Genomic DNA, 25,796 nt, shown 5'->3' on the forward strand with positions numbered 1-25,796 from the left:
CGGTGACGTTCCGGCGACCTAGCGTGTCCGGGTGATCGACTTCTCCAGCGGCTCGGTCTTCAAGCTGAGCCAGTGCAACCCCCAGGACGTCGCCGGCGACGTGGCCCCGCTGCTCGTCCCGGGTGAGCAGCTGTACTACGCCTTCAAGACGGTGCGCGACTTCGTCGTCTTCACCGACAAGCGGCTGATCGCCGTCAACATCCAGGGCATGACCGGCCGCAAGCGGGACTTCACCTCGCTGCCGTACAGCAAGATCCAGGCCTTCTCCGTCGAGACGGCCGGCACCTTCGACCTCGACGCCGAGCTGGACCTGTGGTTCAGCGGCCTGGGCAAGGTGCGGCTGGAGTTCAAGGGCAACTCCGACATCCGGGCCCTCGGCCAGCTGGTCGCCAGTCGCGTCCTCTGACCCAGGGCTGGTCGTGCTCTGCCCACGGGGGCGGGGCAGAGCACGACCCGGCCGGGGAGGGCACCCGGCCGGAGAGGGCACCCGGCCGGAGAGGTCCGGGAGGTCAGCCGCCGGCCTCGCGGAGCAGCGCGTCGCGCGCGTCGCCGTCGTCGAGCAGCGGCCGCGCGTCGGTGTCGAGTGAGGTCACGGTGTCCTCGGAGCGGACCGGCTCGGGGAGGGTGCGGAACCGCTCGCGCGGGTCCTCGGGCGGGGTGGTCACGGCCGCAGCGTCCCGCGGGGACGGGCCCGGCGCTAGAGCGAGGGCACCCACCGGGCCGGGCGCTTCTCCCGGAACGCCGCGATGCCCTCCTGCCCGTCCTCGCCGGCGAAGGCCCGCGCCGAGAGCTCGAGCAGGTCGTCGAACGAGCCCCGCAGCCCGCCCGCGCGCAGCAGCCGCTTCGTCTCGGCCAGCGCCCACGGCGACCCGGCGGCCAGCGCCCGCACCTGCACATCCACCGCGGCGTCGAGCTCGTCGTCGGCGGCCACGAGGTCCACCAGCCCGCCGGCGGCCGCAGCGGGCGCGTCGAACACCTCGCCGGTGAGCATCAGCCGGTGCGCCACGTGCGGCAGCATCCGCGGCAGCACCACGGCGGAGATGACGGCCGGCACCAGCCCGAGCCGCACCTCCGACATCCCGAACGTCGCCGTCGACGCCGCGACCACCACGTCGCAGGCGGCCGCGAGCCCCACCCCGCCCGCTCGCGCCGGCCCGCGGACCACGGCCAGCACCGGCTTGGGCGAGGTCCAGATCGTCTCGAGCAGGTCGGGCAGCTCCCGCACGCCCTGGTCGCCCGCGCCCGCCCCGGCCGCCTCGGACAGGTCCATCCCGGAGCAGAACACCCGCCCCGTGTGGTCGAGCACCACGACGCGGACGGCGTCGTCGTCCAGCGCCGCGTCCAGCGCCCCGCGCAGCTGCGCCCGCATCGCCCGGGACAGCGCGTTGCGGTTGGCGGGGGAGTCCAGGACGAGCCGGGCCACGCCCCCCGCGACGGTCACCTGCAGCAGCCGGTCCTCACCCACGGGCGCAGAGCTCACCCGGGCATCCTGCCCGGGGTGGCGGCCGCGCGGCACACTGGGAGCAGATGACCACCACCCTGCCGCTGCTGCCGGCGCGGCCGCCGGCGGACGACGCACTGCCGGCCGGCGCCCGCGAGCACCTGACGACGACGCCCTTCGGCCTGTACGTGCACGTGCCCTTCTGCGCCACGCGCTGCGGCTACTGCGACTTCAACACCTACACCTCCGACGAGCTCGGCCCCGGCGCCAACCGCGCCGAGTACGCCGGCACCGCGATCGCCGAGTTGCGCCGCGCCGCGGAGGTCCTCGGCCCCGACTTGCCGACGGTCTCCACCGTCTTCGTCGGCGGCGGCACCCCGACCCTGCTGCCCGCCGAGGACCTGGCCGCCGTCATGGCCGCCGTCCGCGAGCTGTTCCCCGTCGCGCCCGGCGTCGAGGTGACCACGGAGGCCAACCCCGAGTCGGTGACCCCGGCGTCGCTCGCCACCCTGCGCGCGGCCGGCTTCACCCGGCTCAGCCTCGGCATGCAGTCCGCGGCCGAGCACGTGCTCGCCGTCCTCGACCGCCGGCACACCCCCGGCCGGGCCGCGCAGGCCGCGCGTGAGGCGGTCGCCGCGGGCTTCGAGCACGTCAACCTCGACCTCATCTACGGCACCCCGGGCGAGACCGACGCCGACTGGGCCGCCTCGCTCGACGCCGTCCTCGCCGCGCCGGTCGACCACGTCAGCGCCTACGCGCTGATCGTGGAGGACGGCACGCGCCTGGCCCGCCGGATCTCCCGCGGCGAGCTCCCCATGCCCGACGACGACGTCCTCGCCGACCGTTACGTGCAGGCCGACACCGTGCTGCGCGGCGCCGGCTTCGACTGGTACGAGGTGAGCAACTGGTCGCGCGGCGACGCCGCCCGCTGCCGGCACAACGAGCTCTACTGGGCCAACGCCAACTGGTGGGGGATCGGCCCGGGCGCGCACAGCCACGTCGGCGGCGTGCGCTGGTGGAACGTCAAGCACCCGGCCGCGTACGCGCAGCGGCTGGCCGCGGGGGAGAGCCCGGCCGCCGACCGCGAGGTGCTCGAGCCCGCCGACCGGACGCTGGAGACGGTCATGCTCGGCCTGCGGCTGCGCGACGGCCTGCCGCTCACGGCGCTGTCCGACGCCGGCCGGCTGCGCGCCGCGGACGCCGTCGCCCGCGGCCTGCTCGACCCGGGCGCGCACGAGGCGGGGCGCGCGGTGCTCACCGACCGCGGCCGCCTGCTCGCCGACGCCGTCGTCCGCGACCTGACCGACTGACAGGTGTCACGGCGGGACGACGACGTCCCGCACTACTGCCCGGGCGGGCCCCGCGGCCAGGCTCGGCGCATGCCCTCGGACGCCCTCGACGTCGCCGGTCTCACCGTCCGCCACCGCGACGTGCTCGCCGTCGACGGCCTCGACCTGCGCATCGGCCAGGGCGAGACCGTCGCGCTGCTCGGCCCCAACGGCGCCGGCAAGTCCTCCACCGTCTCCGCGGTCCTCGGGCTGGTGCGCCCGGCCGCCGGGAGGGTCCGCGTGCTCGGCCGCGCCCCGGCCGACGCCGTCCGCGCCGGCTGCGTCGGCGCGATGCTGCAGCACGGCGGGCTGCCCGGCGAGGCGCGGGTCGGGGAGGTCGTGCACCTGGTGCGCCGCAGCTACCCCGACCCGTGGCCGCTGGACGACCTCGTCGCCACCACCGGGATCGGCGGGCTGCTCGGCCGGCCGGTCGACGCGCTGTCCGGCGGTCAGCGCCAGCGCGTGATGCTGGCCCTCGCGCTGGCCGGCCAGCCGCCGCTGCTGCTGCTCGACGAGGCCACCTCGGCCATGGACGTCGAGGGACGCTGCGCCTTCTGGGCCACGATGCGCGACCTCGCCGCGCGCGGCACCACCGTCGTCTTCGCCACCCACCACCTCGAGGAGGCCGACGCCGTCGCCGACCGCGTGGTCGTCCTCGCCGGCGGCCGGGTCGTCGCCGACGGGTCCTCGGCCGCGGTGCGCTCCGCGGTGGCCGGGCGCAGCGTCCGGCTCACCGCCGACCGGGTCCCCGACGACGTCCCCGGGGTCACCGCCGGCACCCGGCGGGGCGGCGTCGTCACCCTCGCCACCACCGACGTCGAAGCGACCCTGCGCGGGCTGCTCGACGCCGGCGTCCCGCTGACCGACCTCGAGGTCCGCGGCGCCAGCCTCGAGGACGCCGTCCTCAGCCTCACGACGGGAGCCGCCCGATGAGCCCGCTGTTCGCCTTCCAGCTGCGCCGGGTCGGCCGCAACCGGCAGTACCTGCTGTTCACCGTGGTGCTGCCGGCCGCGTTCACCGTCTTCTTCACCCAGGTCTTCGCCGGCGCGCCGGGCGGCGTCAGCCAGGAGCAGGCCGCCGCCACGATGGTCGCGATGATGGCCTACGGCGCCATCGGGGCGGCCCTCGGCGCCACGGTCCGGCTGTCGTTCGACCGGGCGTCGGGCTGGCTGCGCCAGCTGCGGGTGACGCCGGTGCCGCAGACGACGGTGGTCGCCGTCGACGTCGCCGTCGGCATGCTGCTCACCCTCCCGCCGCTGCTGGTCGTGGCCGGGGTCGGCCGGTTCGTCAACGGCGTGCGGCTCGGCGCCGCGGAGTGGGCCGGGCTGGTCGGCGTGCTGTGGCTCGGCTCGGCGGTGTTCGTCGCGCTGGGCCTGCTGCTCGGCTGGGCGCTGGAGGAGAAGGCGGCCGGCGGCGCGATCGGCATCCTCACCACCGTGCTCGCCGCGCTGGGCGGGCTGTGGGTGCCGGTCGAGCTGTTCCCGTCGGGGCTGCGGGCGTTCGCACGGGTCCTGCCCTCGTACTGGTACGCCGAGGCCGGCCGGGACGTCGCCGCCGGCGGGGTGCCCGCGGTGCTGCCACTGGCGCTGCTCACCGGGTTCGCCGTCGCGTTCGCCGCGCTCGCGGTCGGGGTCGCGCGCCGTCGCCCGCTGACCGCGACCGCCGGCTGACCCGGATACGGTCGCGCCGTGGACGTCCACAGCCGCTGGCAGCAGATCGGCTGGTCGCTGCCCTGGCTGCTCTTCCAGGTGTTCCCCGCCGCGGACCTGGTCACCACCGAGCGGCCCCTGGCGGTCCGCGTGCTGGCCGGCGCGGCGCTGCTGGCGTTCACCGTCGTCTACCTCGACGTGTTCCGCCGGTCCTTCGGCGGCTGCCGCACCGAGGGGACGCTGGTCCGGCTGGCGGTGGTCGGAGCGCTCGGCGTCGGGCTCGCCGTCGCGATGGGGCCGTCCTGGGCCGGGCTGATGATCTACGTGTCGGCGGCCTCGGCGGTGGCCCTGCCCCAGCGCCGGGTGTGGTGGGCGGTCGTCGGCGCCGCGGCCGTGTGCGTCGCCGTCGTGGCGGCCGACGGCCAGCTGGCCAACCTCTTCATCCTGCCGGTGATGTGCGTGCTCACGGCGTTCGCGCTGCTCGGCACCCGGCACCTCGTCTCGGTCAACACCGAGCTCGCCGCGGCGCGCGAGGAGCTGGCCCGCAACGCCGTCGCCGAGGAGCGGCTGCGCTTCGCCCGCGACCTGCACGACCTGCTCGGCCACAGCCTGTCGCTCATCGCGCTCAAGAGCGAGCTCGCCGGCCGGCTGGCCGAGGCCGACCCGGCGCGCGCCCGCACCGAGATGGCCGACGTCGAGGGGGTGGCCCGCCGGGCCCTGGCCGAGGTGCGCGACGCCGTGAGCGGCTACCGCCAGGTCAGCTGCGCGCAGGCGCTCGCCGAGGCGCGCTCGGCGCTGTCGGGCGCGGGCATCGCCGTCCGGCTGCCCGCCCGCGTGCCCACCCTGCCCGGGCCGGTCGACGCGGCGCTGGGCTGGGTGGTCCGCGAGGCGACGACGAACGTGCTGCGGCACAGCGGCGCCCGGGCGGTCGCCGTCACGCTCACCGACGACGGCGTCGAGGCGGTCCTCACCGTCGCCGACGACGGCCGCGGCCCGGCCGAGGACACCGAGCCCGGCTCCGGGCTGGCCGGCCTCGCCGAGCGGGTCGGCAAGCTCGGCGGGGCGCTCACCGGCGGCGCCGGGCGCGACGGCGGCTACGAGCTGCGCGCCGTCCTCCCGCTGGCCCCCGTGCCGGCCGGGACGGCCCCGTGAGCGACGGGGTGACCGACGGCGCGACCGGTGTCATCCGGGTGCTCGTCGCCGAGGACCAGTCGATGGTCCGCGGGGCCCTCCGGGCGCTGCTGGAACTCGAGCCCGACCTCACCGTCGTCGCCGAGGTCGGCCGCGGCGACGAGGTGCTGGCCGCCGCCCGCGAGCACCGGCCCGACGTCGCCCTGCTCGACATCGAGATGCCCGGGCAGGACGGGCTGGAGGCCGCCCGCGAGCTGGCCGCCGAGCTGCCCGACGTGCGCGCGGTCGTGCTGACCACCTTCGGCCGACCCGGCTTCCTGCGCCGCGCCATGGAGGTCGGCGCCGCCGGGTTCCTCGTCAAGGACGCCCCCGTGGCCGAGCTGGCGAAGGCCATCCGCGCCGTCGTCGCAGGGGAGCGGGTCATCGACCGCGACCTCGCCGCCGCGGCCCTCGCCATCGGGGCCACACCGCTGTCGGGGCGCGAGGCCGACGTGCTGCGCGAGGCCGCCGACGGCGCCACCGTCGCCGACATCGCCCGCAAGCTGTTCCTGTCCGAGGGCACGGTGCGCAACTACCTGTCCTCGGCGATCGGCAAGACCGGCGCCCGCACCCGGGTGGAGGCCGCCCGCGTCGCCGCGGACAAGGGCTGGCTCTAGACGGTCAGCCGGGGAAGACCCACGGGGCGTTCCCGAACGGGGCGCCGGTCTGCTTCCCGCAGAGCCGGCACACCTTGTCGTCCGGCCCGGAGGGCCGCTCGCGGTCGGGTGGGCGCCGGACGTAGGAGTGCATCCCGAACCGGCACCGCATCGGCTTCCGAGTCATGGGCCGACGCTAGGAGCGGCCCACCCCGCCGGACAGGGGAGTTGGACCTGACCCCGGCCGCTGCGGTCGCGGCCTACAGCGGCAGCTTCATCCCGACGTGCGACGCCTCGAAGCCCAGCCGCTCGTAGAACCGCCGGGCGTCGGGACGGCGGACGTCGGTGGTGAGCTGCAGCAGTGCCGCGCCCCGGCGGCGGGCCTCCGCGGCGCACCAGCGCAGCATCGCCTCGCCGAGCCCCCGCCCGCGCGCTGCCGCGGCCACCCGCACGCCCTCGACCTGCGCCCGCAGCGCCCCGCCGCGGGAGAGCCCCGGCAGGAACGACAGCTGCAGCGTGCCGGCGACCGTGCCGCCGTCGTCGGCCACGACCAGCAGGTGCGCGGGGTCGGCGTCGACGGCGGCGAACGCCCGCTCGTAGGGCGCCGGGTCGGCGGTCTCCCGGCCGGCGCCGAGCACGTCGTCGGTCAGCAGCGCGACGACGGCCGGCAGGTCGGCGGCCACCATCCGGCGCAGCACGACCCCGCCGCCGAGGTCGGCCGGGACGGCGCTCAGAGGGGACGGGTGGGGTCGGCGGGCATGAGCGCGTCGAGGTCGAGCACCCGCACGTGGATGACCGTGCGCTGCTGCAGCGCCGCCCGCAGCGCCCGGTGCAGCCCGTCCTCCAGGTAGAGGTCGCCGTGCCACTGGACGGCGTGCGGGAACAGGTCGCCGTAGAACGTCGAGTCGTCGGCCAGCAGCGTGTCCAGCGCCAGCTCGCTCTTGGTGGTGACCAGCGTGTCGAGCCGGATCTGACGGGGCGGGATCATCGCCCAGTCCTTGGTGGACAGGCCGTGCTCGGGATAGGGACGCCCGTTGCGCACCGCTTTGAAGATCAGGGCCCGACCTCCGTCCGACCACCCCGCACCGGCACCGTCCGCGGCCACCCTATCCACCGTGCGGGCAGCCCGCCGCCGCCCCCCGGAGGGTGTGGCGCCCGTCCGGCTCCGCGACGGAACGCCCCGCCGGTCGTATGCTGGGCTGGCACTCAGTCCGTGCGAGTGCCAGCCCTCCGGGGCCGCCGGCACCGCCGCCGGGGCCGCCCCGCGGCGGCCCGCACGGCAGACGTCGACCGGTACGGGGAGGTGTCACCGTGGCGCACGACGAACGCCGGCTCCAGGTCCTGCGGGCCATCGTCCAGGACTTCGTCTCCACCAACGACCCGGTGGGCAGCAAGGCCCTGGCCGACCGCCACGACCTGGGCGTCTCGCCGGCCACCATCCGCAACGACATGGCGGTGCTCGAGGAGCAGGGCTACATCACCCAGCCGCACACCAGCGCCGGCCGGGTGCCCACCGACAAGGGCTACCGCCTGTTCGTCGACCGGCTGTCGTCGGTCAAGCCGCTGTCGGGCGCCGAGCGCAAGGCGATCGAGCGGTTCCTCGACGGCGCCGTCGACCTGCACGACGTCCTCGGCCGCACGGTGCGGCTGCTCGCGCAGCTGACCCACCAGGTCGCCGTCGTCCAGTACCCGACGCTGTCGCGCAGCGCCGTGCGCCACCTCGAGGTGGTGCAGCTGACCGGCTCGCGGCTGCTGCTGGTGCTCATCACCGACACCGGCCGGGTCGAGCAGCGCGTGGTCGAGTGCCCCGCCGACGTGGCCCGCGACGACGTCGCCGACCTGCGGGCGCTGCTGAACTCCGCGTTCACCGGCGCGCGCCTGGCCGACGCCGGCGGCAAGGTGCCCGAGCTGCTCGACACCGCCCCGCCGCACCTGCGGGCGCTCGTCGCGGCGGTCGGCGCCGCCCTGGTGGAGACGCTGGTCGAGCCGGGGGAGGACCGGCTCGTCGTCGGCGGGACGGCGAACCTCGCCCGGGTCGCCGTCGACTTCCCCGGCAGCCTGCGGCCGCTGCTCGAGGCGCTCGAGGAGCAGGTCGTGGTGCTCAAGCTGATCAGCGAGGTCGACAGCGGCGGCACGGTGCTGGTGCGCATCGGCGAGGAGAACGCGCACGAGGCGCTCGCGGGCGCGTCGGTGGTCTCCGTCGGGTACGGCACCGGCGACCGCGCACTGGGCGGGCTCGGCATCGTCGGCCCGACCCGCATGGACTATCCGGGCAACATGGCCGCGGTGCGCGCCGTGGCCCGCTACGTCGGCCACCTGCTGGCCGAGAGCTGAGGACTCGAACACCTGATGGCAACCGACTACTACGGCGTCCTGGGGCTCGCCCGGGGCGCGTCCGACGCCGACATCAAGAAGGCCTACCGGCGGCTGGCGCGCGACCTGCACCCCGACGTCAACCCGGACCCCGAGGCCAAGGAGCGCTTCCAGGAGGTCAGCCGCGCCTACCAGGCGCTGACCGACCCGGACAAGCGCCGCATCGTCGACCTCGGCGGCGACCCGTTCGACAGCAGCGCCGGCGCCGGCGCGGGCTCCCCGTTCGGCGGGGCCGGCTTCGGCGGGCTCGGCGACATCATGGACGCGTTCTTCGGCGGCGGGGTGGGCGGCCGCGGCCCCCGCAGCCGGGTCCGCGCCGGCGACGACGCGCTCATCGTGCTCGAGCTCGACCTGGAGCAGACGGTCTTCGGGACCACGGAGGACATCACCGTCGACACCGCGGTGCTCTGCGGCACCTGCAGCGGCGCCGGCACCGCCCCGGGCACCCACCCGACCACCTGCGCCACCTGCTCCGGCCGCGGCGAGGTGCAGAGCGTGCAGCGCTCCTTCCTCGGCCAGGTCGTGTCCACCCGCCCCTGCCCGACCTGCGCGGGCACCGGCCAGGTCATCCCCGACCCGTGCCCCGAGTGCGGCAGCGAGGGCCGCGTGCGCGCCCGCCGGACCATCCCGGTGAAGGTGCCCGCCGGCGTCGAGGACGGCATGCGGATCCGGCTCACCGGCCGCGGCGAGGTCGGCCCCGGCGGCGGCCCGGCCGGCGACCTGTACGTCGAGATCCGCGAGCGCCCGCACGAGGTCTTCACCCGCGACGGGGAGGACCTGCACTGCCACGTCACGCTGCCGATGACGGCCGCGGCGCTGGGCACCACGCTGCCGCTGACGCTGCTCGACGGCGAGGAGACCGACGTCGACGTCCGCCCCGGCACGCAGGCGGGCACCGTGACGACGCTGCGCGGCAAGGGCGCGCCGCGGCTGCGCGCGACCGGCCGGGGCAACCTGCAGGTGCACGTCGACGTGCAGACCCCCACCAAGCTCGACGCCGAGCAGGAGAAGCTGCTGCGCGAGCTCGCCGCGCTGCGCGGGGAGGACCGCCGGGAACCGGCCGGCGAGGGCCACGGCGGGCTGTTCTCCCGCGTCCGGAAGCCCTTCCGGTGACGGCCCCGGCCGCCGACGACCAGCGCCCGGTGCAGGACGGCTCGCCGCTGTTCCTGCTCGACGAGCTGCCCGAGGCGGCCGAGGTCCTGGTCGACGGCGCCGAGGGCCGGCACGCCGTCGACGTCCTGCGGCTGGCCGCCGGGGAGCCGGTGCGGGTCGGCGACGGCCGCGGCACCGTCGTCGAGGGCGCGGTCCTCGACGCGGGCCCGCGCGGCCTGCGCGTGCAGGTGACCGCCCGCCACGAGGTGCCCGCGCCCGAGCCGGAGTTCCTGCTCGTCCAGGCGCTGCCCAAGGGCGACCGCGGGCAGCTGGCCGTGGAGCTGGCCACCGAGCTCGGCGTGGACCGGATCGTCCCGTGGGCCGCGGCCCGCTGCGTCACCCGCTGGCGCGAGGACCGCGTCGACAAGGGCCTGGCGAAGTGGCGTGCGGCGGCGCGGGCGGCGGCCAAGCAGTCGCGCCGGCCGCGGGTGCCCGAGGTGGGTGAGCTGATGACCACCCGCCAGGTGTGCGGCGAGCTCGCCGACGTCGACCTCGCCCTGGTGCTGCACGAGCAGGCCCGCCGGCCGCTGTCCGGCATCGACGTGCCCTCCCGCGGCACGATCGCGGTCGTCGTCGGCCCCGAGGGCGGGCTCACCGACGGCGAGGTCGTGGCGCTGCGCGCCGCCGGTGCCCAGGCCGTGCGGCTCGGCCCCGAGGTGCTGCGGACCTCCACCGCCGGCGCCGCCGCGCTCGCCGCCCTGTCGGTCCGCACCCGCTGGGCATGAGTGACGCGCCACGATCAGGTCGCCTGATCGTGGCGCCTCCTCCCTCGTGGTGGGACGTGAGGGAGGAGGCGCGGCGGTGAGGGAGGACGCGCTCAGCGCAGGGCCCGCCCCGCCGGGCGCTGACCGGGCCATCCTGGCCCGCGGCGCCCGCCCCCGCCCCCTAGGGTCGGGGAGGTGAGCGACTGCCTCTTCTGCCGGATCGTGGCCGGGGAGATCCCCGCCGACGTCGTGCACGAGACCGACCGCACGCTGGCGTTCCGCGACGTCAACCCGCAGGCCCCCACGCACGTCCTGGTCATCCCGAAGGACCACCACGCGACGGCGGGGCTGCTCGTGGGCGCCGACCCGCAGCTGCTGGCGGAGGTCGTGGCGGCCGCGCACGCCGTCGCCGTCCAGGAGGGCCTCGCGACGCAGGACGGGCCCGAGCCCGGCTACCGCCTGGTGGCCAACACCGGCCCCGCGGCCGGGCAGACCGTCCACCACCTGCACCTGCACGTCCTCGGCGGCCGCTCGCTGGGCTGGCCTCCGGGCTGAGCCGCCGGGGAGGGTCCCCGCCCGGGCTGGCAGGGTGGCCGCCATGACCGACAGCGCCGTCGCCCCCGTCCGGATCGAGCGCGACGGCGACGTCGCCGTCGTCGTGCTGGACCGGCCGCCGCTGAACCTGTTCGACGAGTCGGTCTTCGCCGCGCTGGAGCAGGTGGCCGCCGAGCTGGCCGCGCTCACCGCCCCCGGCCGCGCCGACCGCGCCCGCGCGGTGCTCGTCGAGGCCCGCGGGAAGGTCGTCTCCGGCGGGGTCGACGTCACCGCCTTCCGGGCGATCGCCGAGGGCCCCGACCCGGCCGGGGAGGGGGCCGCGCTGTGGGCCCGGCTGCTGCGGGTGGCGCAGACGGTCGAGGACCTGCCGGTGCCCACGGTGTTCGCCGCGCACGGGCTCACCCTCACCGCCGCGTTCGAGCTGGCGCTGGCCTGCGACGTGCTGCTGGCCGCCGAGCGAGCGTCGTTCGGGCTGGTCGAGATCGTCGTCGGGCTGACGCCGTCGATGGGCGGGCCGCAGCGGCTTGCCGAGCGCGCCGGACCCGCGCGGGCCAAGGAGTTGATCTTCACCGGCGAGCGCTACCCGGCCGCGGTGCTCGAGCGCTGGGACGTGGTCAACCGGGTGCTGCCCGACGAGGGCTTCGCCGAGGCGGCCCGCGAGTACGCCCGCCGGGTCGCCGCCGGCCCGACCGCCGCGCACGCGGCGACCAAGAGGCTCGTGGCCACCGCCGTCCGGCACGGGGTCCGCGCCGCCGACGACGTGACGCCGCAGGTCTCCGGCCCGCTGTTCGCCACCGACGACCTGCGCGGCGCCGTCGTCTCCTTCCTCGAGGAGGGCCCCGGGAAGGCCGGCTACCGGGGCCGGTGACGCCCGTCCGGGCGGGATTCCCCCTCGACGCGCGCGGGTAGACTCGGGAAGGTCTCATCCCCGTGCCAGGAAGGCAGGGTCGAGGGTTCTTGCCCGACACCTCCCCGAACGTCCCCGTGCCGGGCGCGCCCACGTCCCGTGAGGCCTCCGCGCAGGCCGTCGCCGCCGACAGCGCCAGCGCCCTCGCGAGCGCCGCCCCCACCGCGGTCCGCGCCACGATCACCGTCCCGGACTCCGTCTCGATGGTCGCCCTGCTCGGCTCCGGCGACGAGCTGCTGCGGCTGGTCGAGGGCGAGGTCGAGGCCGACGTGCACGTCCGCGGCAACGAGATCGCCGTGACCGGGCAGCCGGCCGACAACGCCTTCGCCGTCCGCGTCTTCGACGAGCTGATCGCGCTGCTCGGCACCGGGCAGGCGCTGCGCCCCGACTCGGTGCGCCGCGTCATCGGCATGCTCAAGAGCGGCGGCTCCGAGCGCCCGGCCGACGTGCTGAGCCTCGACATCATCAGCCGCCGGGGCCGCACCATCCGGCCCAAGACGCTGAACCAGAAGCGCTACGTCGACGCGATCGACCAGCACACCATCGTCTTCGGCATCGGCCCGGCCGGTACCGGCAAGACGTACCTGGCGATGGCCAAGGCCGTGCAGGCGCTGCAGACCAAGCAGGTCAACCGGATTATCCTCACCCGGCCCGCGGTCGAGGCCGGCGAGCGGCTGGGCTACCTGCCCGGCACGCTCAGCGAGAAGATCGACCCCTACCTGCGGCCGCTGTACGACGCGCTGCACGACATGGTCGACCCCGAGTCGATCCCGCGGCTCATGCAGTCCGGGACGATCGAGGTCGCCCCGCTGGCCTACATGCGCGGGCGCACGCTCAACGACGCGTTCGTCATCCTCGACGAGGCGCAGAACACCACCGCCGAGCAGATGAAGATGTTTCTCACCCGCCTCGGCTTCGGCTCGAAGATCGTCGTCACCGGTGACGTCACGCAGGTCGACCTGCCCGGCGGCGCGCAGAGCGGCCTCAAGGTGGTGCGGGAGATCCTCGACGGCGTCGAGGACGTGCACTTCGCCAACCTGACCAGCTCCGACGTCGTCCGCCACCGCCTGGTCGGCGACATCGTCGACGCCTACGAGCGCTGGGATGCCGCCCACCAGCAGGGCGCCGGCCGTCCCGCCGTGCCCGCCCGCCCCGCGCGGCCGCGCCGGCAGGGGAACTGAGCGCCGTGCCGGTCGAGGTGGCCAACGAGTCCGAGATCGCCGTCGACGAGGCGGAGCTGACCGGGATCTGCCGGTACGTGCTCGCCGAGATGGGCGTCAACCCGATGGCCGAGCTGTCGGTGCTGTGCGTCGACCCCGACTACATGTCGGTGCTGCACGAGCGCTGGATGGGGGAGAAGGGCCCGACCGACGTCCTGGCCTTCCCCATGGACGAGCTCGACACCGCCCGCCCGGACGACCCCGAGCCCGGTCCGGCACTGCTCGGCGACGTCGTGCTGTGCCCGTCGGTGGCCGTCCGGCAGGCCCGCGCCGCCGGTCACTCCATGGACGACGAGCTGCTGCTGCTCGCCACGCACGGCGTGCTGCACCTGCTCGGCTACGACCACATGGAGCCGGAGGAGGAGCGGGAGATGTTCGGCCTGCAGACCCGCCTCCTGGAGGGCTGGCGCTCGGCCCCGCGGCAGCCGGTCACCGGCGAGCCGGCGGAACGGGGACCCGGGTCCCGATGAGCGCCGGCGCGGTCACCCTGCTGGTGGTCGCGGTCTGCCTGGTGCCGCTGGCGGGTGCCTTCGGCGCCATGGACGCCGCGCTCCAGCGGGTCTCGCCGGCCCGCGTGGAGGAGCTGCGTCGCGACGGCGTCCGCCGGGCACCGCGCCTGGAGCAGGTGCTCGGCGAGCGCGCCCGCGCGGTCGCGCTGCTGCTCCTGCTGCGGATCGCCTGCGAGATGGTGGCGGCGGTGCTCGTCGCCGTGCTGTCCGTGCGGGCCCTCGGCACGGGCTGGCAGGCGGTGCTCGCCGCGGCCGGCGTCATGGTGGTCGTCAGCTACGTGCTGGTCGGCGTCGGCCCGCGCACGCTCGGCCGCCAGCACGCCTACCCGATCGCGCTGGCCACCGCCGGCGTCGTGCGGCTGCTGGTGCGCCTCCTCGGGCCGGTCGCGACGCTGCTCATCCTGCTCGGCAACGCCATCACGCCCGGCCGCGGCTACCGCGACGGCCCGTTCTCCACCGAGGTCGAGCTGCGCGAGCTCGTCGACCTCGCCGAGGAGCGCGGCGTCGTGGAGTCCGGCGAGCGCAACATGATCCACTCGGTGTTCGAGCTCGGCGACACCATCGCCCGCGAGGTCATGGTGCCGCGCACCGACGTCGTGTGGATCGAGCGCACCAAGACCGTCCGGCAGGCCCTGGCGCTGGCGCTGCGCAGCGGGTTCAGCCGCATCCCGGTGATCGGCGAGAACGTCGACGACGTCGTCGGGATCGTCTACCTGAAGGACCTCGTCCGCCGGTCGCAGAACCTCGGCGACGGCCGCGGCCCGCGGGTCGAGGAGCTCATGCGCCCGCCGGCGTTCGTGCCGGAGTCCAAGCCGGTCGACGAGCTGCTGCGCGACATGCAGGCCCGCCGCACCCACATCGCGGTCGTCGTCGACGAGTACGGCGGGTTCGCGGGTCTCGTCACCATCGAGGACATCCTCGAGGAGATCGTCGGCGAGATCGCCGACGAGCACGACGCCGTGCAGCGCCCGCCGGTCGAGCGCCTCGACGACGGCTCGGTGCGGATCACCGCCCGCCTGCCGGTCGAGGACCTCGCCGAGCTGTTCGACGTCGAGCTGCCCTCCGACGACGACGTCGAGACCGTCGGCGGCCTGCTCGCCCGCGAGCTCGGCCTGGTGCCGATCGAGGGCTCGTCGGCGGAGGTGGCGGGGCTGCGGCTGGTCGCGGAGAGCACCGGCGGGCGGCGCAACCGCATCGACACGATCGTCGTCACGAAGGCGCCCGACACCGATCCCGACGCCCAGTCGGGGGCCACCCGCGCGGAGGTCCCGGCCGGCGCCGAGAGCTGACGTGGAAGGCTCCTGGAGGACCCTCCCGCCCCCACCGCTCGCAGGCTCGCGGCGGGCCCCTGCGCGAGGGCCGGATCCACCGGTAGGACACTCATCCGGTGCCCGACCTGCAGCCCGAGGACGCCAAGCTCGTCACGCTCGCCCGCTCCGCGCGCGGCCGCACCGGCGCGCCGGAGGGCGCCGCGGTCCGCGACACCGACGGGCGCACCTACGTCGCCGCGTCGGTGGCGCTGCCCTCGCTGCGGCTGTCCGCGCTGCAGGCCGCCGTCGCCGCGGCGGTGTCCAGCGGCGTCGAGGGCCTGGAGGCCGCGGCGGTCGTGTCCGCCGCCGACGCCGTCGAGGCCGACGGCCTGGCCGCCGTGCACGACCTGACGCCGTCGGCGCCCGTGCACCTCGCCGGCCCCGACGGGGTGCTGCGCACCACGGTCTGAGGGCCGGCGCCTCCGCCGGGGTGTCGGTGTGCAGTGGGAGACTGGGCCGGTGAGCACGCCGGACCAGCCGTACCGCAGCGGCTTCGCCTGTCTGGTGGGCCGTCCCAACGCGGGCAAGACCACGCTGACCAACGCGATGGTCGGCGAGAAGGTCGGCATCGTCAGCAACCGCCCGCAGACCACCCGGCACGCCATCCGCGGCGTCGTGCACCGGCCCGCCGGTCAGCTCGTGCTGGTCGACACCCCCGGCCTGCACAAGCCCAAGAGCCTGCTCGGCCGCCGGCTCAACGACGTCGTCCGGGACACGCTGTCCGAGGTCGACGTCGTGGTGTTCTGCATCCCCGCCGACCAGCCGGTGGGCACCGGTGACCGGTTCATCGCCCGCCAGCTGCGGGAGGTGAAGGCGCCGGTCGTCGTCGTGGTGACCAAGACCGACGCCGCCTCGAAGAAGCAGGTCGCCGAGCAGCTCGTGGCGGCCAGCCAGCTGGTCGAGGCCGCCGAGGTCGTGCCGGTGAGCGCGGTGGAGGGGGACCAGGTCGAGCTGCTGGAGGACCTGCTGGTCGGCCTGCTGCCCGAGGGCCCGCCGCTGTACCCCGAGGAGCAGGTCACCGACGAGGACACCGACCGCCAGATCGCCGAGCTCATCCGCGAGGCGGCGCTGGAGAAGGTGTTCCAGGAGGTGCCGCACTCCCTGGCCGTCACCGTCGAGGAGCTGAACCGCCGGCCCGACCCCAAGCGGGAGGGCTCGGAGCTCGTCGAGGTGCACGCGCTGCTGCACTGCGAGCGGCCCAGCCAGAAGCCGATGCTGCTCGGCAAGGGCGGGTCGGTCATCAAGGCGATCGGCACCGAGGCCCGCGCGGGCCTGGAGCAGCTGCTCGGCGCGCGCGTCCACCTCGACCTGCACGTCACCGTGCTCGGCGAGTGGCAGGACGACCCGAAGAAGCTGAACAGGCTCGGGTACTGACGTGAGCACGACGCCGAAGTCGCTGTACCGCGACGAGGGGATCGTCCTGCGCACCCAGAAGCTGGGCGAGGCCGACCGGATCGTCACGGTCCTCACCCGCCGCACCGGCAAGGTGCGCGCGGTGGCCAAGGGCGTGCGCCGCACCAAGAGCAAGTTCGGGGCCCGGCTCGAGCCGTTCAGCCACGTCGACCTGCAGCTCTACACCGGCCGCACCCTCGACATCGTCAGCCAGGCGGAGTCGATCCGCTCCTACGGCCCGGCGATCGTCGGCGACTACCCGGCCTACACCGCCGGCACCGCCGTGCTGGAGACCGCCGACCGGCTCACCGCGGAGGAGAAGGAGCCCTCGCTGCGGATGTTCCTGCTCGTCGTCGGGGCGCTGCGGACGCTGTCGGAGCGCACCCGCCCGGCGGGCCTCGTGCTCGACGCGTTCCTGCTCCGCGCGATGTCGGTGGCCGGCTGGGAGCCCGCGCTCGGCGACTGCGCGCGCTGCGGCGTCGAGGGCCCGCACCGGCACTTCTCCGTCCCCGCCGGCGGCTCGGTCTGCCGCGAGTGCCGCCCGACCGGGTCGGCGATGCCCAACCCGGTCACCATCGAGCACCTGGAGGCCCTGCTGTCCGGCGACTGGGAGACGGCCGAGGCCAGCGAGCGGGCCCAGTGCCGCGAGGGCAGCGGCCTGGTCGCCGCGCTGCTGCAGTGGCACCTCGAGCGCGGGCTGCGCTCCCTGCCGCTCGTCGACCGCTCCGACGTCGCCCCGCGGCGGGAGGTGGACCTGCTCCGTGAGGCGTGAGGTGAAGGCACCGAACCCGCACCCCTCCGGCGTCCGCCCGCCGGCGATCCCCGCCGACCGGGTGCCCGGCCACGTCGCGATCGTCATGGACGGCAACGGCCGGTGGGCCAAGGAGCGCGGCCTGCCCCGCACGGCCGGCCACGAGGCGGGGGAGTCCTCGCTGTTCGACTGCGTCGAGGGCGCCATCGAACTCGGCGTGAAGGCGATCAGCGCCTACGCGTTCTCCACGGAGAACTGGCGGCGCAGCCCCGAGGAGGTCCGCTTCCTCATGGGCTTCAACCGCGACGTCATCCGCCGCCGCCGCGACGAGATGCACGAGCTGGGTGTGCGGGTGCGCTGGGCCGGCCGCCGCCCGCGGCTGTGGCGCAGCGTCATCAAGGAGCTCGAGGTCGCCGAGGAGCTCACCCGCGACAACGACGTCCTCACCCTCACCATGTGCGTGAACTACGGCGGCCGGGCCGAGATCGCCGACGCCGCCGCCGCGATCGCCCGCGAGGTGGCCGCCGGCCGGCTCGACCCGGGCAAGGTCGACGAGGACACCGTCGCCCGCTTCCTCGACGAGCCGGACATGGCCGACGTCGACCTGTTCGTGCGCAGCTCGGGGGAGAACCGCACCAGCAACTTCCTGCTGTGGCAGTCGGCCTACGCGGAGTTCGTCTTCCTCGACACGCTCTGGCCCGACTTCGACCGCCGGCACCTCTGGGCGGCGTGCGAGGAGTACGCCTCCCGCCAGCGGCGGTTCGGCAAGGCCTGAGCGGGCGACCGGCTCAGGCCCCGAAGCCCGACAGGTCGGCCTCGTTCCACCACTCGACCAGCATGGCCAGGCCCGCCGTGCCGCCGTTGCGGACGGTCACCACCGCCTCGGTGGCGTCGTCGGTCTCGGTCCAGATGAGCACCGCGGTGTTGGTCTCGTCGACGTAGCAGGCCACCTGCCCCATGACGACGTCGTCGACGGTCCAGTCCTGGTGGCCCTGCGACGCCGGGCAGCTCGCGCCGTTCTCCAGCGCCGGCAGCCCGAGGCCGGTGACGTCGGCGGTGAAGACCTCGTCGGCGGTCGCGCCGTCGGGGTAGAGGAAGAACCGGGCGGTGCGCGGGCCGGTCTCGCTGGCCGACCGCCCGCAGTCGACCGCGGCCACGTCGCCGTCACCGGCCGACGGCGCCGGCCGGCAGGAGGACGGGTCGAAGTCGGCGGGCACGATCGCCAGCAGCGCGTCGTGCTGCGGTCCGGCGGTCGGGCGCTCCGGCGGGTCCGCCCCGGCCGCGCCGCCCGACCCGGCGACCAGGGCGACGACGAGCACCGCCGCGGCCAGCAGCGCCGCCGCCGTGAGCAGCAGCGCCGGCAGCACCGGACGCCGGCGCCGGGCGGGGGTGGGGGAGGGGACGGGTGCCGGGCCGGCGAGGGGGAGCGGCCGCGGGGCGGGCGGCACGGGCGGCTGCCCGGACGGCGGCACGGACGCCGACCCGGACGGCGGGACGGGCCGCGGCGCGGACGGTGGGAGCGGCGCGGTGCCGGCCCGCGGGACGGCGGCGGGGACGGCGGCGGGCGCGGGCGCCGGGGCGGCCAGCGCGCGCCGGGCGGCGGAGGCCATCGCGCCGGCGGAGCGCCAGCGGTCGTCGGGGTCCTTGGCCAGCCCGCGGGCGACGACGTCGTCCAGCCCCGCCGGCAGCCCCGGCCGCAGGCGCGACACCGGCGGCGGGGTGTCGTTGAGGTGCGCCCACATCAGCGGCGCGAGGTCGCGGGCCAGGTGCGGGCGGCGCCCGGTCAGCGCCTCGAACAGCACGCACGCCAGGGAGTAGACGTCGGCGCGGGCGTCGGCCGGCCGCTCGAGGAAGCGCTCGGGCGCCATGTAGTCGAAGGACCCGACCGCCGAGCCCGCTTGCGTGAGCACGGTGGTGCCGCCGTCGGTGCCGACGGAGCGGGCGATGCCGAAGTCGACGAGGTAGACGAACTCGTCGTCGTCCTCGGCCGGCTCGCCGGAGGTGGAGCACACGAGCACGTTGCTCGGCTTCACGTCGCGGTGCACCAGGCCCTCGGCGTGCGCGGCGTCGAGCGCGTGCGCCACCTGCCCGACGACGGACACGGCGCGGGCCGGCGCGAGCGGGCCCTCCTCGGTGAGCACGGTGGCGAGGTCGCGGCCGCGGACCAGGCGCATGTCGAGGAACAGCCGCCCGTCGAACTCGCCGTACCGGTGGATGGGCACCACGTGCGGCTCGGACAGCCGGGCCGCGGCGTGCGCCTCGCGGCGGAAGCGCTCGCGGTAGGCGCGGTCGGCGGCCAGGCTCTCGGTGAGCACCTTGAGCGCCACGGTCCGCTGGTGCTCGGTGTCGAAGGCCCGGTAGACCTCGCCCATGCCACCCCGGCCGATGAGCTCCTCGAGCCGGTAGGGACCGAACTGGCGCTGTTCCACCCTGGCCTCCCGCGGCGGTGGCGGGCCCCGGGCCGGCCACGACGGACGTCGCGGAGTGTAGGCGGCGGGTGCCTGCGCGGGACCGCCGCGGACGCCGCCGGGACCTGCGGCGACAGGTCGCAGGACCCGCGCCGGAATCCGTTGACAGTCCCGCGAGGTCGCCCCGACAGTGGCGGCTCCCCACAGAGGACGGAAGAACCCCCCGTGAGCGAGCGCACCATCTCCCCCCAGCACGCCCCCGCCCCGGCGCAGCCGGGCGACCTCACCGACGCCCTCGTCGCCACCGACGTCTGGACCGACCAGATGCTGGCCGAGGCCGGCATCCCGATCGTCGACGTCCCGTTCGTGACCGTCGGCGGCGGCATCGGCTCCTTCGTCACCGTCGACTACCTGCGCATCTGCGGCGTCCCCACGAGCGCGATGCGGGTGCTCACCCCGCTGCGCACCCCGTGGGAGAGCTACGAGTACCTGACGACGGTGTCGCAGATCCCCCGCGGGGAGCGGCTGCGGTCGGACTCCTCGTCGTGCCCCGACAACATCTGGGGCTTCCCGAGCTATGCCATCCGCGAGGCGCTGCAGGGCAACGTCAAGCAGGCCTGGAACGTGCTGGTCGAGCCGATCTTCGCGAACTACTACACGCCGAAGGCCGGCCACGCGTTCGAGTCGATGGAGAAGGAGATGCACCGGATCCGGTACCCGGAGATGGTCGTGCACGGCCAGGTCCGGATGGTCCGGCGCCGCGCGGGCGGCGGGTACTTCACCATCCTCACCCCGCCGGAGGGCGCGACGCCGACCCGCCGGATCGCCTACCGCAGCCAGTGGGTGCACATCGCCGTCGGCTACCCGGGCCTGAAGTTCCTCCCCGACCTGCAGCGCTACCGCACCGAGCACAACGACTACTCGAAGGTGGTCAACGCCTACGAGCGGCACGAGCACGTGTACGAGCGGCTGCACCAGCGCCCCGGCACGATCCTCATCCGCGGCGGCGGCATCGTCGCCTCGCGCGTGCTGCAGCGGCTCATCGACGACCGCGACGCCCGCGGCCTGCAGACCCAGATCGTCCACCTGTTCCGCACCTACGTGGACAAGCCGCACGGCACCGGCATCCTCAAGCGCCGCAAGGGCGCCGACGGCTGGGCCTACCAGGGCTTCAACTACCCGAAGTCGGTGTGGGGCGGGCAGCTCAAGCAGCAGGTCCGCAACAGCGAGGGCGCCGAGCGCAAGCGCCTGTACGAGGAGATGGGCGGCACCAACACGCCCGTCCGGCGGGACTGGCAGGAGCAGCTGCGGCGCGGGCGCGCCGAGGGCTGGTACCGGGTCATGATCGGCAAGATCGACGAGATGGAGCCCGTCGGCGACCTGGTCGAGGTCACCGTCACCACGCCCGACCAGGGCCGCCACGTGGGCACCTTCGACGCCGTCATCGACTGCACCGGCCTCGAGGCCGACATCCGCGAGCACCGGCTGCTGGCCGACCTGCTCGACCACTCCAACGCACAGCGCAACCCGGTCGGCCGGCTCGACGTGCAGCGCGACTTCGAGGTCACCGGCACCCGCAACGGCGGCAAGATGTACGCCTCCGGCAGCGCCACCCTGGGCGGCCCGTTCCCCGGCGTCGACACCTTCTTCGGCCTGCAGATCGCCGCCCAGGAGATCGCCGACGACCTCATCCGGGCGGGCTTCGCGCAGAAGCTCGGCCCCGGCCGGTCGACCAGCCAGTGGTGGAAGTGGGTCCGCAACAAGCAGATCTGACCGGCCCGACCCCGACACCCGCGACGACCGAGAGAGACAACCGTGCTGCCCACCCTGAACGGCCGCATCCAGACCAGGGTCTTCCTGCTGGCCGTGGTCGGTTCGATCTGGACCCTGCTCATCACCCCCGTCCTGCCGACCGGGACGACGCTCGCCGCGTCCTACGGCGCCACCTTCTCCGTCCTGGTGGTCACCCTCGTGCTCGGCGTGCTGTGGGAGTTCGTCTACCACGGCATCCAGCAGTTCCGGTGGGAGAAGGACTGGCCGACCCTGTTCGGCCTGCTCACCGGCATCCCCGAGGGCCTGCTGGTGTGGTTCCTCTTCGCCGGCGGGGTCACCTGGATCGGCTCGCTGCCCGGCGCCGCGTTCGTCATCCACTTCGCCAGCACCTGGCTGATCGTGTGGCTGGTGGCCAACGGCCCGATGCGCGTCCCCTTCATCCACTGGCGGATCAACGGTGGGAGGCTCATCTGATGTCGGCTCCGACCCCACCGCTCACCGGCACCAGCGGGGCGCCTGCCACGGTGCCGCCCTTCGACCAGGTCGCCGTCCGGGTCGCCCCCGGCCCCGACCTCGTCGTCCGGGTCCCCGGTGTGCTGCTCGTCGTCGGCGTGACCCCCCGGCCGGCCGGTGCCGCCCCGGCGCCCGCCCGGCCGGCGTTGGTCGGCTGGGGACCGGCGCCCGTCCCGGCGCCGCCGGCGGCCGCCCCGGCCGGAGACGCCGTCGTCGGGGAGCTCGTGCAGCTGTGCCGCCGCGTCTCGGCGGCCGGCAGCCGGGCTCCCGGCACCCGGCTGCACGAGGAGCTGCGCAGCTGGCTCGGCACGGTCGCCGAGCCGCCGTCGTTCGCCGTGGCCGCCGCGACCGAGGACGGGCTGGCGCTCGTGCTGGCCGGCGGCGGCACCGCCGAGGTGCCCGACCTGGGCCTGCGGCTGACGCCGGCGCAGGGGGAGAAGCTCGACAACGGCACCCTCGTGCTCGACCGCTTCGTCACCTGGCCGCCCGCGGCGCTGCACCTGTCGGCCGGGTCGCCGGCCGACTCCGCGCCGCACCCGCTGGCCGACCTCGAGGCCGGCGCGGTCCCGGGCGCGGCCGCGGTGCTCTCGCCCGCGCCCGCCCCGTCGGCGGCCCCCGCGCCGCCGCCGTCGGGCACGACGATGGTGCGCCTGCCCGCGCCGCACGCCGCGAAGCCGGGCCTGCCGCTCGTCCCGCCGCGGCCGGCGCGCACCCCGGCGGGCTCGACGCCGCCGCCGCCTCCGCCGCCCGCGGAGGAGCCCGCCGCCGGTCCCGCACCCGCGCACGCGGACCACGACCACGCCGGTCACGACCATGCCGGTCACGACCATGCCGGTCACGACCATGCCGGTCACGACCACGGGCACGCCGCCCCGGTCGCCGCCGAGCCGCCGGCGCCGGTCGTGGAGCTGCCGGCACCGAAGAAGTCGACGCTGCTGTTCGGCGGGCCCGCCGAGGCGGAGCCTCCCCGCGAGCCGCTGCCGACGCCGGGCGCGGAGCCCGCCTCGGCCGGCGCGGAGGAGCCCGACGACGGCCGCGCCACGGTCAAGGGGATCCTCTGCAAGAACGGGCACCTCAACGACCCCCGCGCCGGTTTCTGCGCGCTCTGCGGCATCCGCACCACGCAGCAGACCGCCGTCCTGATCGAGGGCGTGCGCCCGCCGCTCGGGCTGCTGGTCTTCGACGACGGCGCCACCGTCAGCCTGGACATGGACTACCTGCTCGGCCGGGAGCCCGAGACCGACGAGCGGGTGGCGTCCGGGCTGCTGCGGCCGCTGCTCGTCGTCGACCACACCGGCGGGGTCAGCCGGCACCACGCGGAGATCCGGCTCGAGGGCTGGGACGTGCTGCTGCTCGACACCGGCTCGGCCAACGGCACCCTGGTCGCCCCGCGCGGGGCGCCGGGCTGGTCGTCGCTGGTGCCGCACCAGCCGGTGCGGCTCACCCCCGGCATGGCCGTGCGGATGGGTGGCCGCCAGTTCGCGTTCGAGTCCCCGCACGGCGGCTTCTGACCGCGGGGCACCGCCTCCGGCACCTCCGGCGCCCGTCTCCCTCCGGGGAGGCGGGCGCCGTCGCGTCCCCGGAGGTCCCCGTCCCGTCCGGCCGCGTCCCCTCCGACCGCCCCCCGACCGCAGCCCCTCCGGCGCACCGTCGTGCTCTGCACGCGGGGGCGTGCAGAGCACGACCCGCCGGGAGGAGGCACCTGACCTCCGGAGCTGGGTCGTGCTCTGCCCACCACGGCGGGGCAGAGCACGAGGGCGTGCCCCGGACGGGCTCGTGCCCTGCCCACGGAGGCGGGGCAGAGCACGAGCCGCCGCGGGGGAGAGGTGCCCGGAGACGACGGAGCCCGCGTCCCCTCGCACGGGACGCGGGCTCCACCACGGGGAGGACCGGCGCTCAGACGGTCCCGGGCCGGGCCGCACTGCCGGCGGCGATCCCGGCCAGCGTCTCGTCCATGTCGCGGTCGGCGTCGGCCGTGCCGGCGTGCACCAGCAGGATCGGCGTCAGGTCGTCGGCGGGCGGCACCGTGCCGGCATCCGCCGGGGCGACCAGCAGGGAGGGCAGCGCCGTGCTCTCCGGCTCGACGGTCACCCCCGCCTTGCGCAGCGAGTCGGCCACCCCGCGGCGCAGCCCGCGGCGGCCCTCACCGGCGCGCAGCTGCAGCGGCGCCGACCGGCCGAGCGCCGCGTGCGCGGCCAGCCGGAGCGCGGCCCGGCCGTCGGCGCCGCCGTCCTGCACGACCGCCACCGCGCCGCGCGGGGCCAGGCCCGGCTCGCCGAGCTCGCCGGACACCGTGACCACCGACCCGTGCAGGGACGCCGGCCACGGGGTGCCCGCCTGCCCGTCGGCGAGGGCGCCCTCGGCGATGCCCCAGCCGCTGCGCACGAGGACGACGTCGGCCTCGCTGCTGCCGGCGAGGTCGGTGACCTCCGCCCAGGGGTCCTCGCTGAAGCGGGAGGCCACCGAGGCCTGCATGCCCCGCTCCTCCACCCGCCGGGCCAGCGCCCGGAGCTCGCCGGCCACGGTCGCCATGAGCGCGAGGTCGGCCCCCAGGCCGCTGGAGACCTCCGGCTTGGGTCGGGAGCGACGCACCACCCGGGTGAGCACCACCTGCGCCGGACGCTCCCGGCCGGCCAGGTCGCAGGCGAGGTCGACCAGCCCGGCGTCGCGCACCGGGTCGTCGACGACGACCACCACCGTGTAGGCGTCGGTCAGCCCCATGGCGGCGCGCTCGGCCGCGGCGATGTCCCGGGCGAGGACCCGCTTCGGGTAGACGAGGTTGAGCAGCGGCGAGGTCATCACCGTGGTGACGATCGCCATGATCACCATCAGCGTGAACATGGTGTCGTCGAGCACGCCGTTCTCGCGGCCCAGGTTCAGGATGACCAGCTCGGTCAGTCCGCGGGTGTTCATGAGGACGCCGAGCGCCGTGGCCTGCCGGCGGGGCACCCGCTGCGCGCGGGCGGCGGTGAACGCGCCGACGAACTTGCCGGAGATCGCCACGAGCAGGATCAGCCCGAGCTCGCCGACGCCGGTCAGGTCGATCGCGCCGACGTCGACGTTGAGGCCGGTGACCACGAAGAAGACGGGCAGGAGCAGCAGGACGCTCACCTGCTCGAGCCGGTCGATGATCTCGTGGTTCAGCGCGCCGGCGCCCTGACGCGGCATGACGACGCCGAACACGAAGGCGCCGAAGATGAAGTGGATGCCGATCTCCTCGGTCACCCAGGCGCTGCCGAGGATGCCGACGAGCACGAGGGCCAGCATCTCCGGCGTCAGCCGGCCCAGGCGCTCGTACCGGGTGACCAGCTGCTTGAGCAGCGGCTTGACGACCAGGAACATCACCAGCGCGAAGACGACCGACCAGAGCAGGATCAGCAGCACCCCGCTGAAGGACCCGGCCGACACGACCGCGACGACGACCGCCAGCAGCGCCCAGGCCAGGACGTCGTCGACGGCGGCGCACGCGAGCGCCAGCACGCCCGTGGGGATCCGGTGCATCTGCCGCTCGGCGAGGATCCGGGCCAGGACCGGGAACGCCGTGATCGACATGGCCACGCCCATGAACAGCGCGAAGCCGACGAAGGAGATCGTCGACGTGGCGCCGTCGTCGGCGGTGAAGACGTCGTGCGCCTCGTGCAGGTAGGTGGCCAGCAGCACGCCGAGCGCGAACGGCAGGACGATCGAGGCGACCGACACCGAGACGGCGATGCGCTCGCGGCCGCGGATGAACGACAGGTCGACCTCGAGGCCGACCAGGAACATGAACAGCACCAGGCCCAGCTGCGCCAGCACGTTGAGGAACGGGCGCACGTCGGGCGGGAAGAGCGCGGTGTCCAGGTCGCCCGGGAGGGCGCCGAGCAGCGTCGGGCCGAGCAGGATGCCGGCCACGATCTCGCCCATGACCGCGGGCTGGCCGAGCATCACCGCCAGCCGTCCCATGAGGCGGGCGATCACGATGATCACGGCGAGGTCGAGGAACACGTAGGCCGTGATCTCCGCGACGGAGTGCGCTTCCACTGGGTCTCCGGGGTCGTCGCGAGCC

28 protein-coding genes are annotated in these 25,796 nt (G+C 75.6%); 21 read left to right on the forward strand and 7 right to left on the reverse strand.

The window, feature by feature from the left end; genetic code table 11:
* Nucleotides 1–31: 31 nt before the first annotated feature.
* On the forward strand, nt 32–406 hold the full coding sequence (locus BUE37_RS06250) for a PH domain-containing protein (protein WP_073419178.1): 375 nt from the start codon (nt 32–34) through the stop codon (nt 404–406).
* 103 nt (nt 407–509) lie between these two features.
* Here BUE37_RS06250 and BUE37_RS23695 read toward each other — a convergent pair whose 3' ends face one another.
* Nucleotides 510–665, reverse strand: a complete 156-nt coding sequence (locus BUE37_RS23695; RefSeq protein WP_175562792.1) for a hypothetical protein — start codon at nt 663–665, stop codon at nt 510–512.
* Nucleotides 666–697: 32 nt separating this feature from the next.
* The gene (locus BUE37_RS06255) at nt 698–1,480 is read right to left on the reverse strand and encodes an enoyl-CoA hydratase-related protein (protein WP_245794327.1); all 783 of its coding nucleotides are present in this window, start codon (nt 1,478–1,480) and stop codon (nt 698–700) included.
* Nucleotides 1,481–1,527: 47 nt separating this feature from the next.
* Here BUE37_RS06255 and hemW point away from each other — a divergent pair, with 47 nt between their 5' ends.
* From hemW to BUE37_RS06280, 5 genes are all read left to right on the forward strand, one after another.
* Nucleotides 1,528–2,751, forward strand: coding sequence for a radical SAM family heme chaperone HemW (gene hemW / locus BUE37_RS06260; RefSeq protein WP_073419180.1), 1,224 nt, complete (start codon nt 1,528–1,530; stop codon nt 2,749–2,751).
* A 69-nt stretch (nt 2,752–2,820) separates the two neighbouring features.
* Nucleotides 2,821–3,702 (forward strand): ABC transporter ATP-binding protein, encoded by an 882-nt coding sequence (locus BUE37_RS06265; protein WP_073419615.1) that lies wholly within the window; start codon nt 2,821–2,823, stop codon nt 3,700–3,702.
* Nucleotides 3,699–4,439, forward strand: coding sequence for an ABC transporter permease (locus BUE37_RS06270; protein ID WP_073419181.1), 741 nt, complete (start codon nt 3,699–3,701; stop codon nt 4,437–4,439). The genes BUE37_RS06265 and BUE37_RS06270 overlap by 4 nt, the downstream gene beginning before the upstream one ends.
* A gap of 18 nt (nt 4,440–4,457) precedes the next feature.
* Entirely contained in the window at nt 4,458–5,570 is a 1,113-nt protein-coding gene (locus BUE37_RS06275; RefSeq protein ID WP_073419182.1) for a sensor histidine kinase, read from the forward strand.
* Nucleotides 5,567–6,205, forward strand: coding sequence for a response regulator transcription factor (locus BUE37_RS06280; protein WP_073419183.1), 639 nt, complete (start codon nt 5,567–5,569; stop codon nt 6,203–6,205). The genes BUE37_RS06275 and BUE37_RS06280 overlap by 4 nt, the downstream gene beginning before the upstream one ends.
* Nucleotides 6,206–6,209: 4 nt before the next feature.
* Here the strand turns inward: BUE37_RS06280 and BUE37_RS23700 are convergent, their stop codons facing one another.
* From BUE37_RS23700 to BUE37_RS24960, 3 genes are all read right to left on the reverse strand, one after another.
* The gene (locus BUE37_RS23700; protein ID WP_175562793.1) at nt 6,210–6,371 is read right to left on the reverse strand and encodes a hypothetical protein; all 162 of its coding nucleotides are present in this window, start codon (nt 6,369–6,371) and stop codon (nt 6,210–6,212) included.
* Nucleotides 6,372–6,444: 73 nt separating this feature from the next.
* Entirely contained in the window at nt 6,445–6,882 is a 438-nt protein-coding gene (locus BUE37_RS06285) for a GNAT family N-acetyltransferase (protein WP_245794329.1), read from the reverse strand.
* Nucleotides 6,883–6,914: 32 nt separating this feature from the next.
* Nucleotides 6,915–7,430, reverse strand: coding sequence for a type II toxin-antitoxin system VapB family antitoxin (locus tag BUE37_RS24960; RefSeq protein WP_425432412.1), 516 nt, complete (start codon nt 7,428–7,430; stop codon nt 6,915–6,917).
* A 65-nt stretch (nt 7,431–7,495) separates the two neighbouring features.
* Here BUE37_RS24960 and hrcA point away from each other — a divergent pair, with 65 nt between their 5' ends.
* From hrcA to BUE37_RS06350, 12 genes are all read left to right on the forward strand, one after another.
* The gene (gene hrcA / locus BUE37_RS06295) at nt 7,496–8,518 is read left to right on the forward strand and encodes a heat-inducible transcriptional repressor HrcA (RefSeq protein WP_073419184.1); all 1,023 of its coding nucleotides are present in this window, start codon (nt 7,496–7,498) and stop codon (nt 8,516–8,518) included.
* 15 nt (nt 8,519–8,533) lie between these two features.
* Nucleotides 8,534–9,670: a molecular chaperone DnaJ gene (gene dnaJ / locus BUE37_RS06300; RefSeq protein WP_073419185.1), complete on the forward strand. Its 1,137-nt coding sequence runs from the start codon at nt 8,534–8,536 to the stop codon at nt 9,668–9,670.
* Entirely contained in the window at nt 9,667–10,434 is a 768-nt protein-coding gene (locus BUE37_RS06305; RefSeq protein ID WP_083628344.1) for a 16S rRNA (uracil(1498)-N(3))-methyltransferase, read from the forward strand. Before dnaJ ends, BUE37_RS06305 begins: the two co-directional genes overlap by 4 nt.
* Before the next feature lie 174 nt (nt 10,435–10,608).
* Nucleotides 10,609–10,968: a histidine triad nucleotide-binding protein gene (locus BUE37_RS06310; protein ID WP_073419186.1), complete on the forward strand. Its 360-nt coding sequence runs from the start codon at nt 10,609–10,611 to the stop codon at nt 10,966–10,968.
* 43 nt (nt 10,969–11,011) lie between these two features.
* Nucleotides 11,012–11,836: an enoyl-CoA hydratase/isomerase family protein gene (locus BUE37_RS06315; RefSeq protein WP_073419187.1), complete on the forward strand. Its 825-nt coding sequence runs from the start codon at nt 11,012–11,014 to the stop codon at nt 11,834–11,836.
* A gap of 89 nt (nt 11,837–11,925) precedes the next feature.
* Nucleotides 11,926–13,056 (forward strand): PhoH family protein, encoded by a 1,131-nt coding sequence (locus tag BUE37_RS06320; protein WP_245794331.1) that lies wholly within the window; start codon nt 11,926–11,928, stop codon nt 13,054–13,056.
* A 5-nt stretch (nt 13,057–13,061) separates the two neighbouring features.
* Complete coding sequence (gene ybeY / locus BUE37_RS06325; protein WP_073419188.1) at nt 13,062–13,565, forward strand: rRNA maturation RNase YbeY; 504 nt, start codon at nt 13,062–13,064, stop codon at nt 13,563–13,565.
* Nucleotides 13,562–14,893 carry a hemolysin family protein gene (locus BUE37_RS06330; protein ID WP_073419189.1) on the forward strand — a complete coding sequence of 444 codons (1,332 nt, stop codon included), beginning with the start codon at nt 13,562–13,564 and terminating at the stop codon, nt 14,891–14,893. Before ybeY ends, BUE37_RS06330 begins: the two co-directional genes overlap by 4 nt.
* Nucleotides 14,894–14,991: 98 nt before the next feature.
* The gene (locus tag BUE37_RS06335; RefSeq protein WP_073419190.1) at nt 14,992–15,324 is read left to right on the forward strand and encodes a cytidine deaminase; all 333 of its coding nucleotides are present in this window, start codon (nt 14,992–14,994) and stop codon (nt 15,322–15,324) included.
* A gap of 49 nt (nt 15,325–15,373) precedes the next feature.
* On the forward strand, nt 15,374–16,288 hold the full coding sequence (gene era, locus BUE37_RS06340) for a GTPase Era (protein ID WP_073419191.1): 915 nt from the start codon (nt 15,374–15,376) through the stop codon (nt 16,286–16,288).
* A gap of 1 nt (nt 16,289) precedes the next feature.
* Nucleotides 16,290–17,078, forward strand: a complete 789-nt coding sequence (gene recO, locus BUE37_RS06345) for a DNA repair protein RecO (RefSeq protein WP_073419192.1) — start codon at nt 16,290–16,292, stop codon at nt 17,076–17,078.
* Nucleotides 17,068–17,832 (forward strand): isoprenyl transferase, encoded by a 765-nt coding sequence (locus BUE37_RS06350; protein ID WP_073419193.1) that lies wholly within the window; start codon nt 17,068–17,070, stop codon nt 17,830–17,832. Before recO ends, BUE37_RS06350 begins: the two co-directional genes overlap by 11 nt.
* A gap of 13 nt (nt 17,833–17,845) precedes the next feature.
* Here the strand turns inward: BUE37_RS06350 and BUE37_RS06355 are convergent, their stop codons facing one another.
* Entirely contained in the window at nt 17,846–19,486 is a 1,641-nt protein-coding gene (locus tag BUE37_RS06355) for a serine/threonine-protein kinase (RefSeq protein WP_073419194.1), read from the reverse strand.
* A 204-nt stretch (nt 19,487–19,690) separates the two neighbouring features.
* Between BUE37_RS06355 and BUE37_RS06360 the strand changes: the two genes are divergently transcribed.
* Genes BUE37_RS06360 through BUE37_RS06370 form a run of 3 tightly spaced genes read left to right on the forward strand, consistent with a single transcriptional unit; the run spans nt 19,691 to nt 23,262 of the window.
* Nucleotides 19,691–21,238 (forward strand): FAD/NAD(P)-binding protein, encoded by a 1,548-nt coding sequence (locus BUE37_RS06360; protein ID WP_073419195.1) that lies wholly within the window; start codon nt 19,691–19,693, stop codon nt 21,236–21,238.
* 42 nt (nt 21,239–21,280) lie between these two features.
* Nucleotides 21,281–21,712 carry a hypothetical protein gene (locus BUE37_RS06365; RefSeq protein ID WP_073419196.1) on the forward strand — a complete coding sequence of 144 codons (432 nt, stop codon included), beginning with the start codon at nt 21,281–21,283 and terminating at the stop codon, nt 21,710–21,712.
* Entirely contained in the window at nt 21,712–23,262 is a 1,551-nt protein-coding gene (locus BUE37_RS06370) for an FHA domain-containing protein (RefSeq protein ID WP_073419197.1), read from the forward strand. Before BUE37_RS06365 ends, BUE37_RS06370 begins: the two co-directional genes overlap by 1 nt.
* A gap of 385 nt (nt 23,263–23,647) precedes the next feature.
* Here BUE37_RS06370 and BUE37_RS06375 read toward each other — a convergent pair whose 3' ends face one another.
* A complete protein-coding gene (locus BUE37_RS06375) occupies nt 23,648–25,771 on the reverse strand; it encodes a cation:proton antiporter domain-containing protein (RefSeq protein ID WP_217651136.1) in 2,124 nt (707 codons plus the stop codon).
* Between the last annotated feature and the right edge of the window lie 25 nt (nt 25,772–25,796).

The organism is Geodermatophilus nigrescens (genome assembly GCF_900129495.1).
Lineage (GTDB): Bacteria > Actinomycetota > Actinomycetes > Mycobacteriales > Geodermatophilaceae > Geodermatophilus > Geodermatophilus nigrescens.

What these genes read in the sequence shown, in the direction of transcription:
- hemW (WP_073419180.1), top strand. Translation starts at nt 1,528, where the DNA reads ATGACCACCACCCTGCCGCTGCTGCCGGCGCGGCCGCCGGCGGACGAC.
- BUE37_RS06265 (WP_073419615.1), top strand. Translation starts at nt 2,821, where the DNA reads ATGCCCTCGGACGCCCTCGACGTCGCCGGTCTCACCGTCCGCCACCGC.
- BUE37_RS06270 (WP_073419181.1), top strand. Translation starts at nt 3,699, where the DNA reads ATGAGCCCGCTGTTCGCCTTCCAGCTGCGCCGGGTCGGCCGCAACCGG.
- BUE37_RS23700 (WP_175562793.1), bottom strand. Translation starts at nt 6,371, where the DNA reads ATGACTCGGAAGCCGATGCGGTGCCGGTTCGGGATGCACTCCTACGTC.
- dnaJ (WP_073419185.1), top strand. Translation starts at nt 8,534, where the DNA reads ATGGCAACCGACTACTACGGCGTCCTGGGGCTCGCCCGGGGCGCGTCC.
- BUE37_RS06315 (WP_073419187.1), top strand. Translation starts at nt 11,012, where the DNA reads ATGACCGACAGCGCCGTCGCCCCCGTCCGGATCGAGCGCGACGGCGAC.
- BUE37_RS06330 (WP_073419189.1), top strand. Translation starts at nt 13,562, where the DNA reads ATGAGCGCCGGCGCGGTCACCCTGCTGGTGGTCGCGGTCTGCCTGGTG.
- BUE37_RS06370 (WP_073419197.1), top strand. Translation starts at nt 21,712, where the DNA reads ATGTCGGCTCCGACCCCACCGCTCACCGGCACCAGCGGGGCGCCTGCC.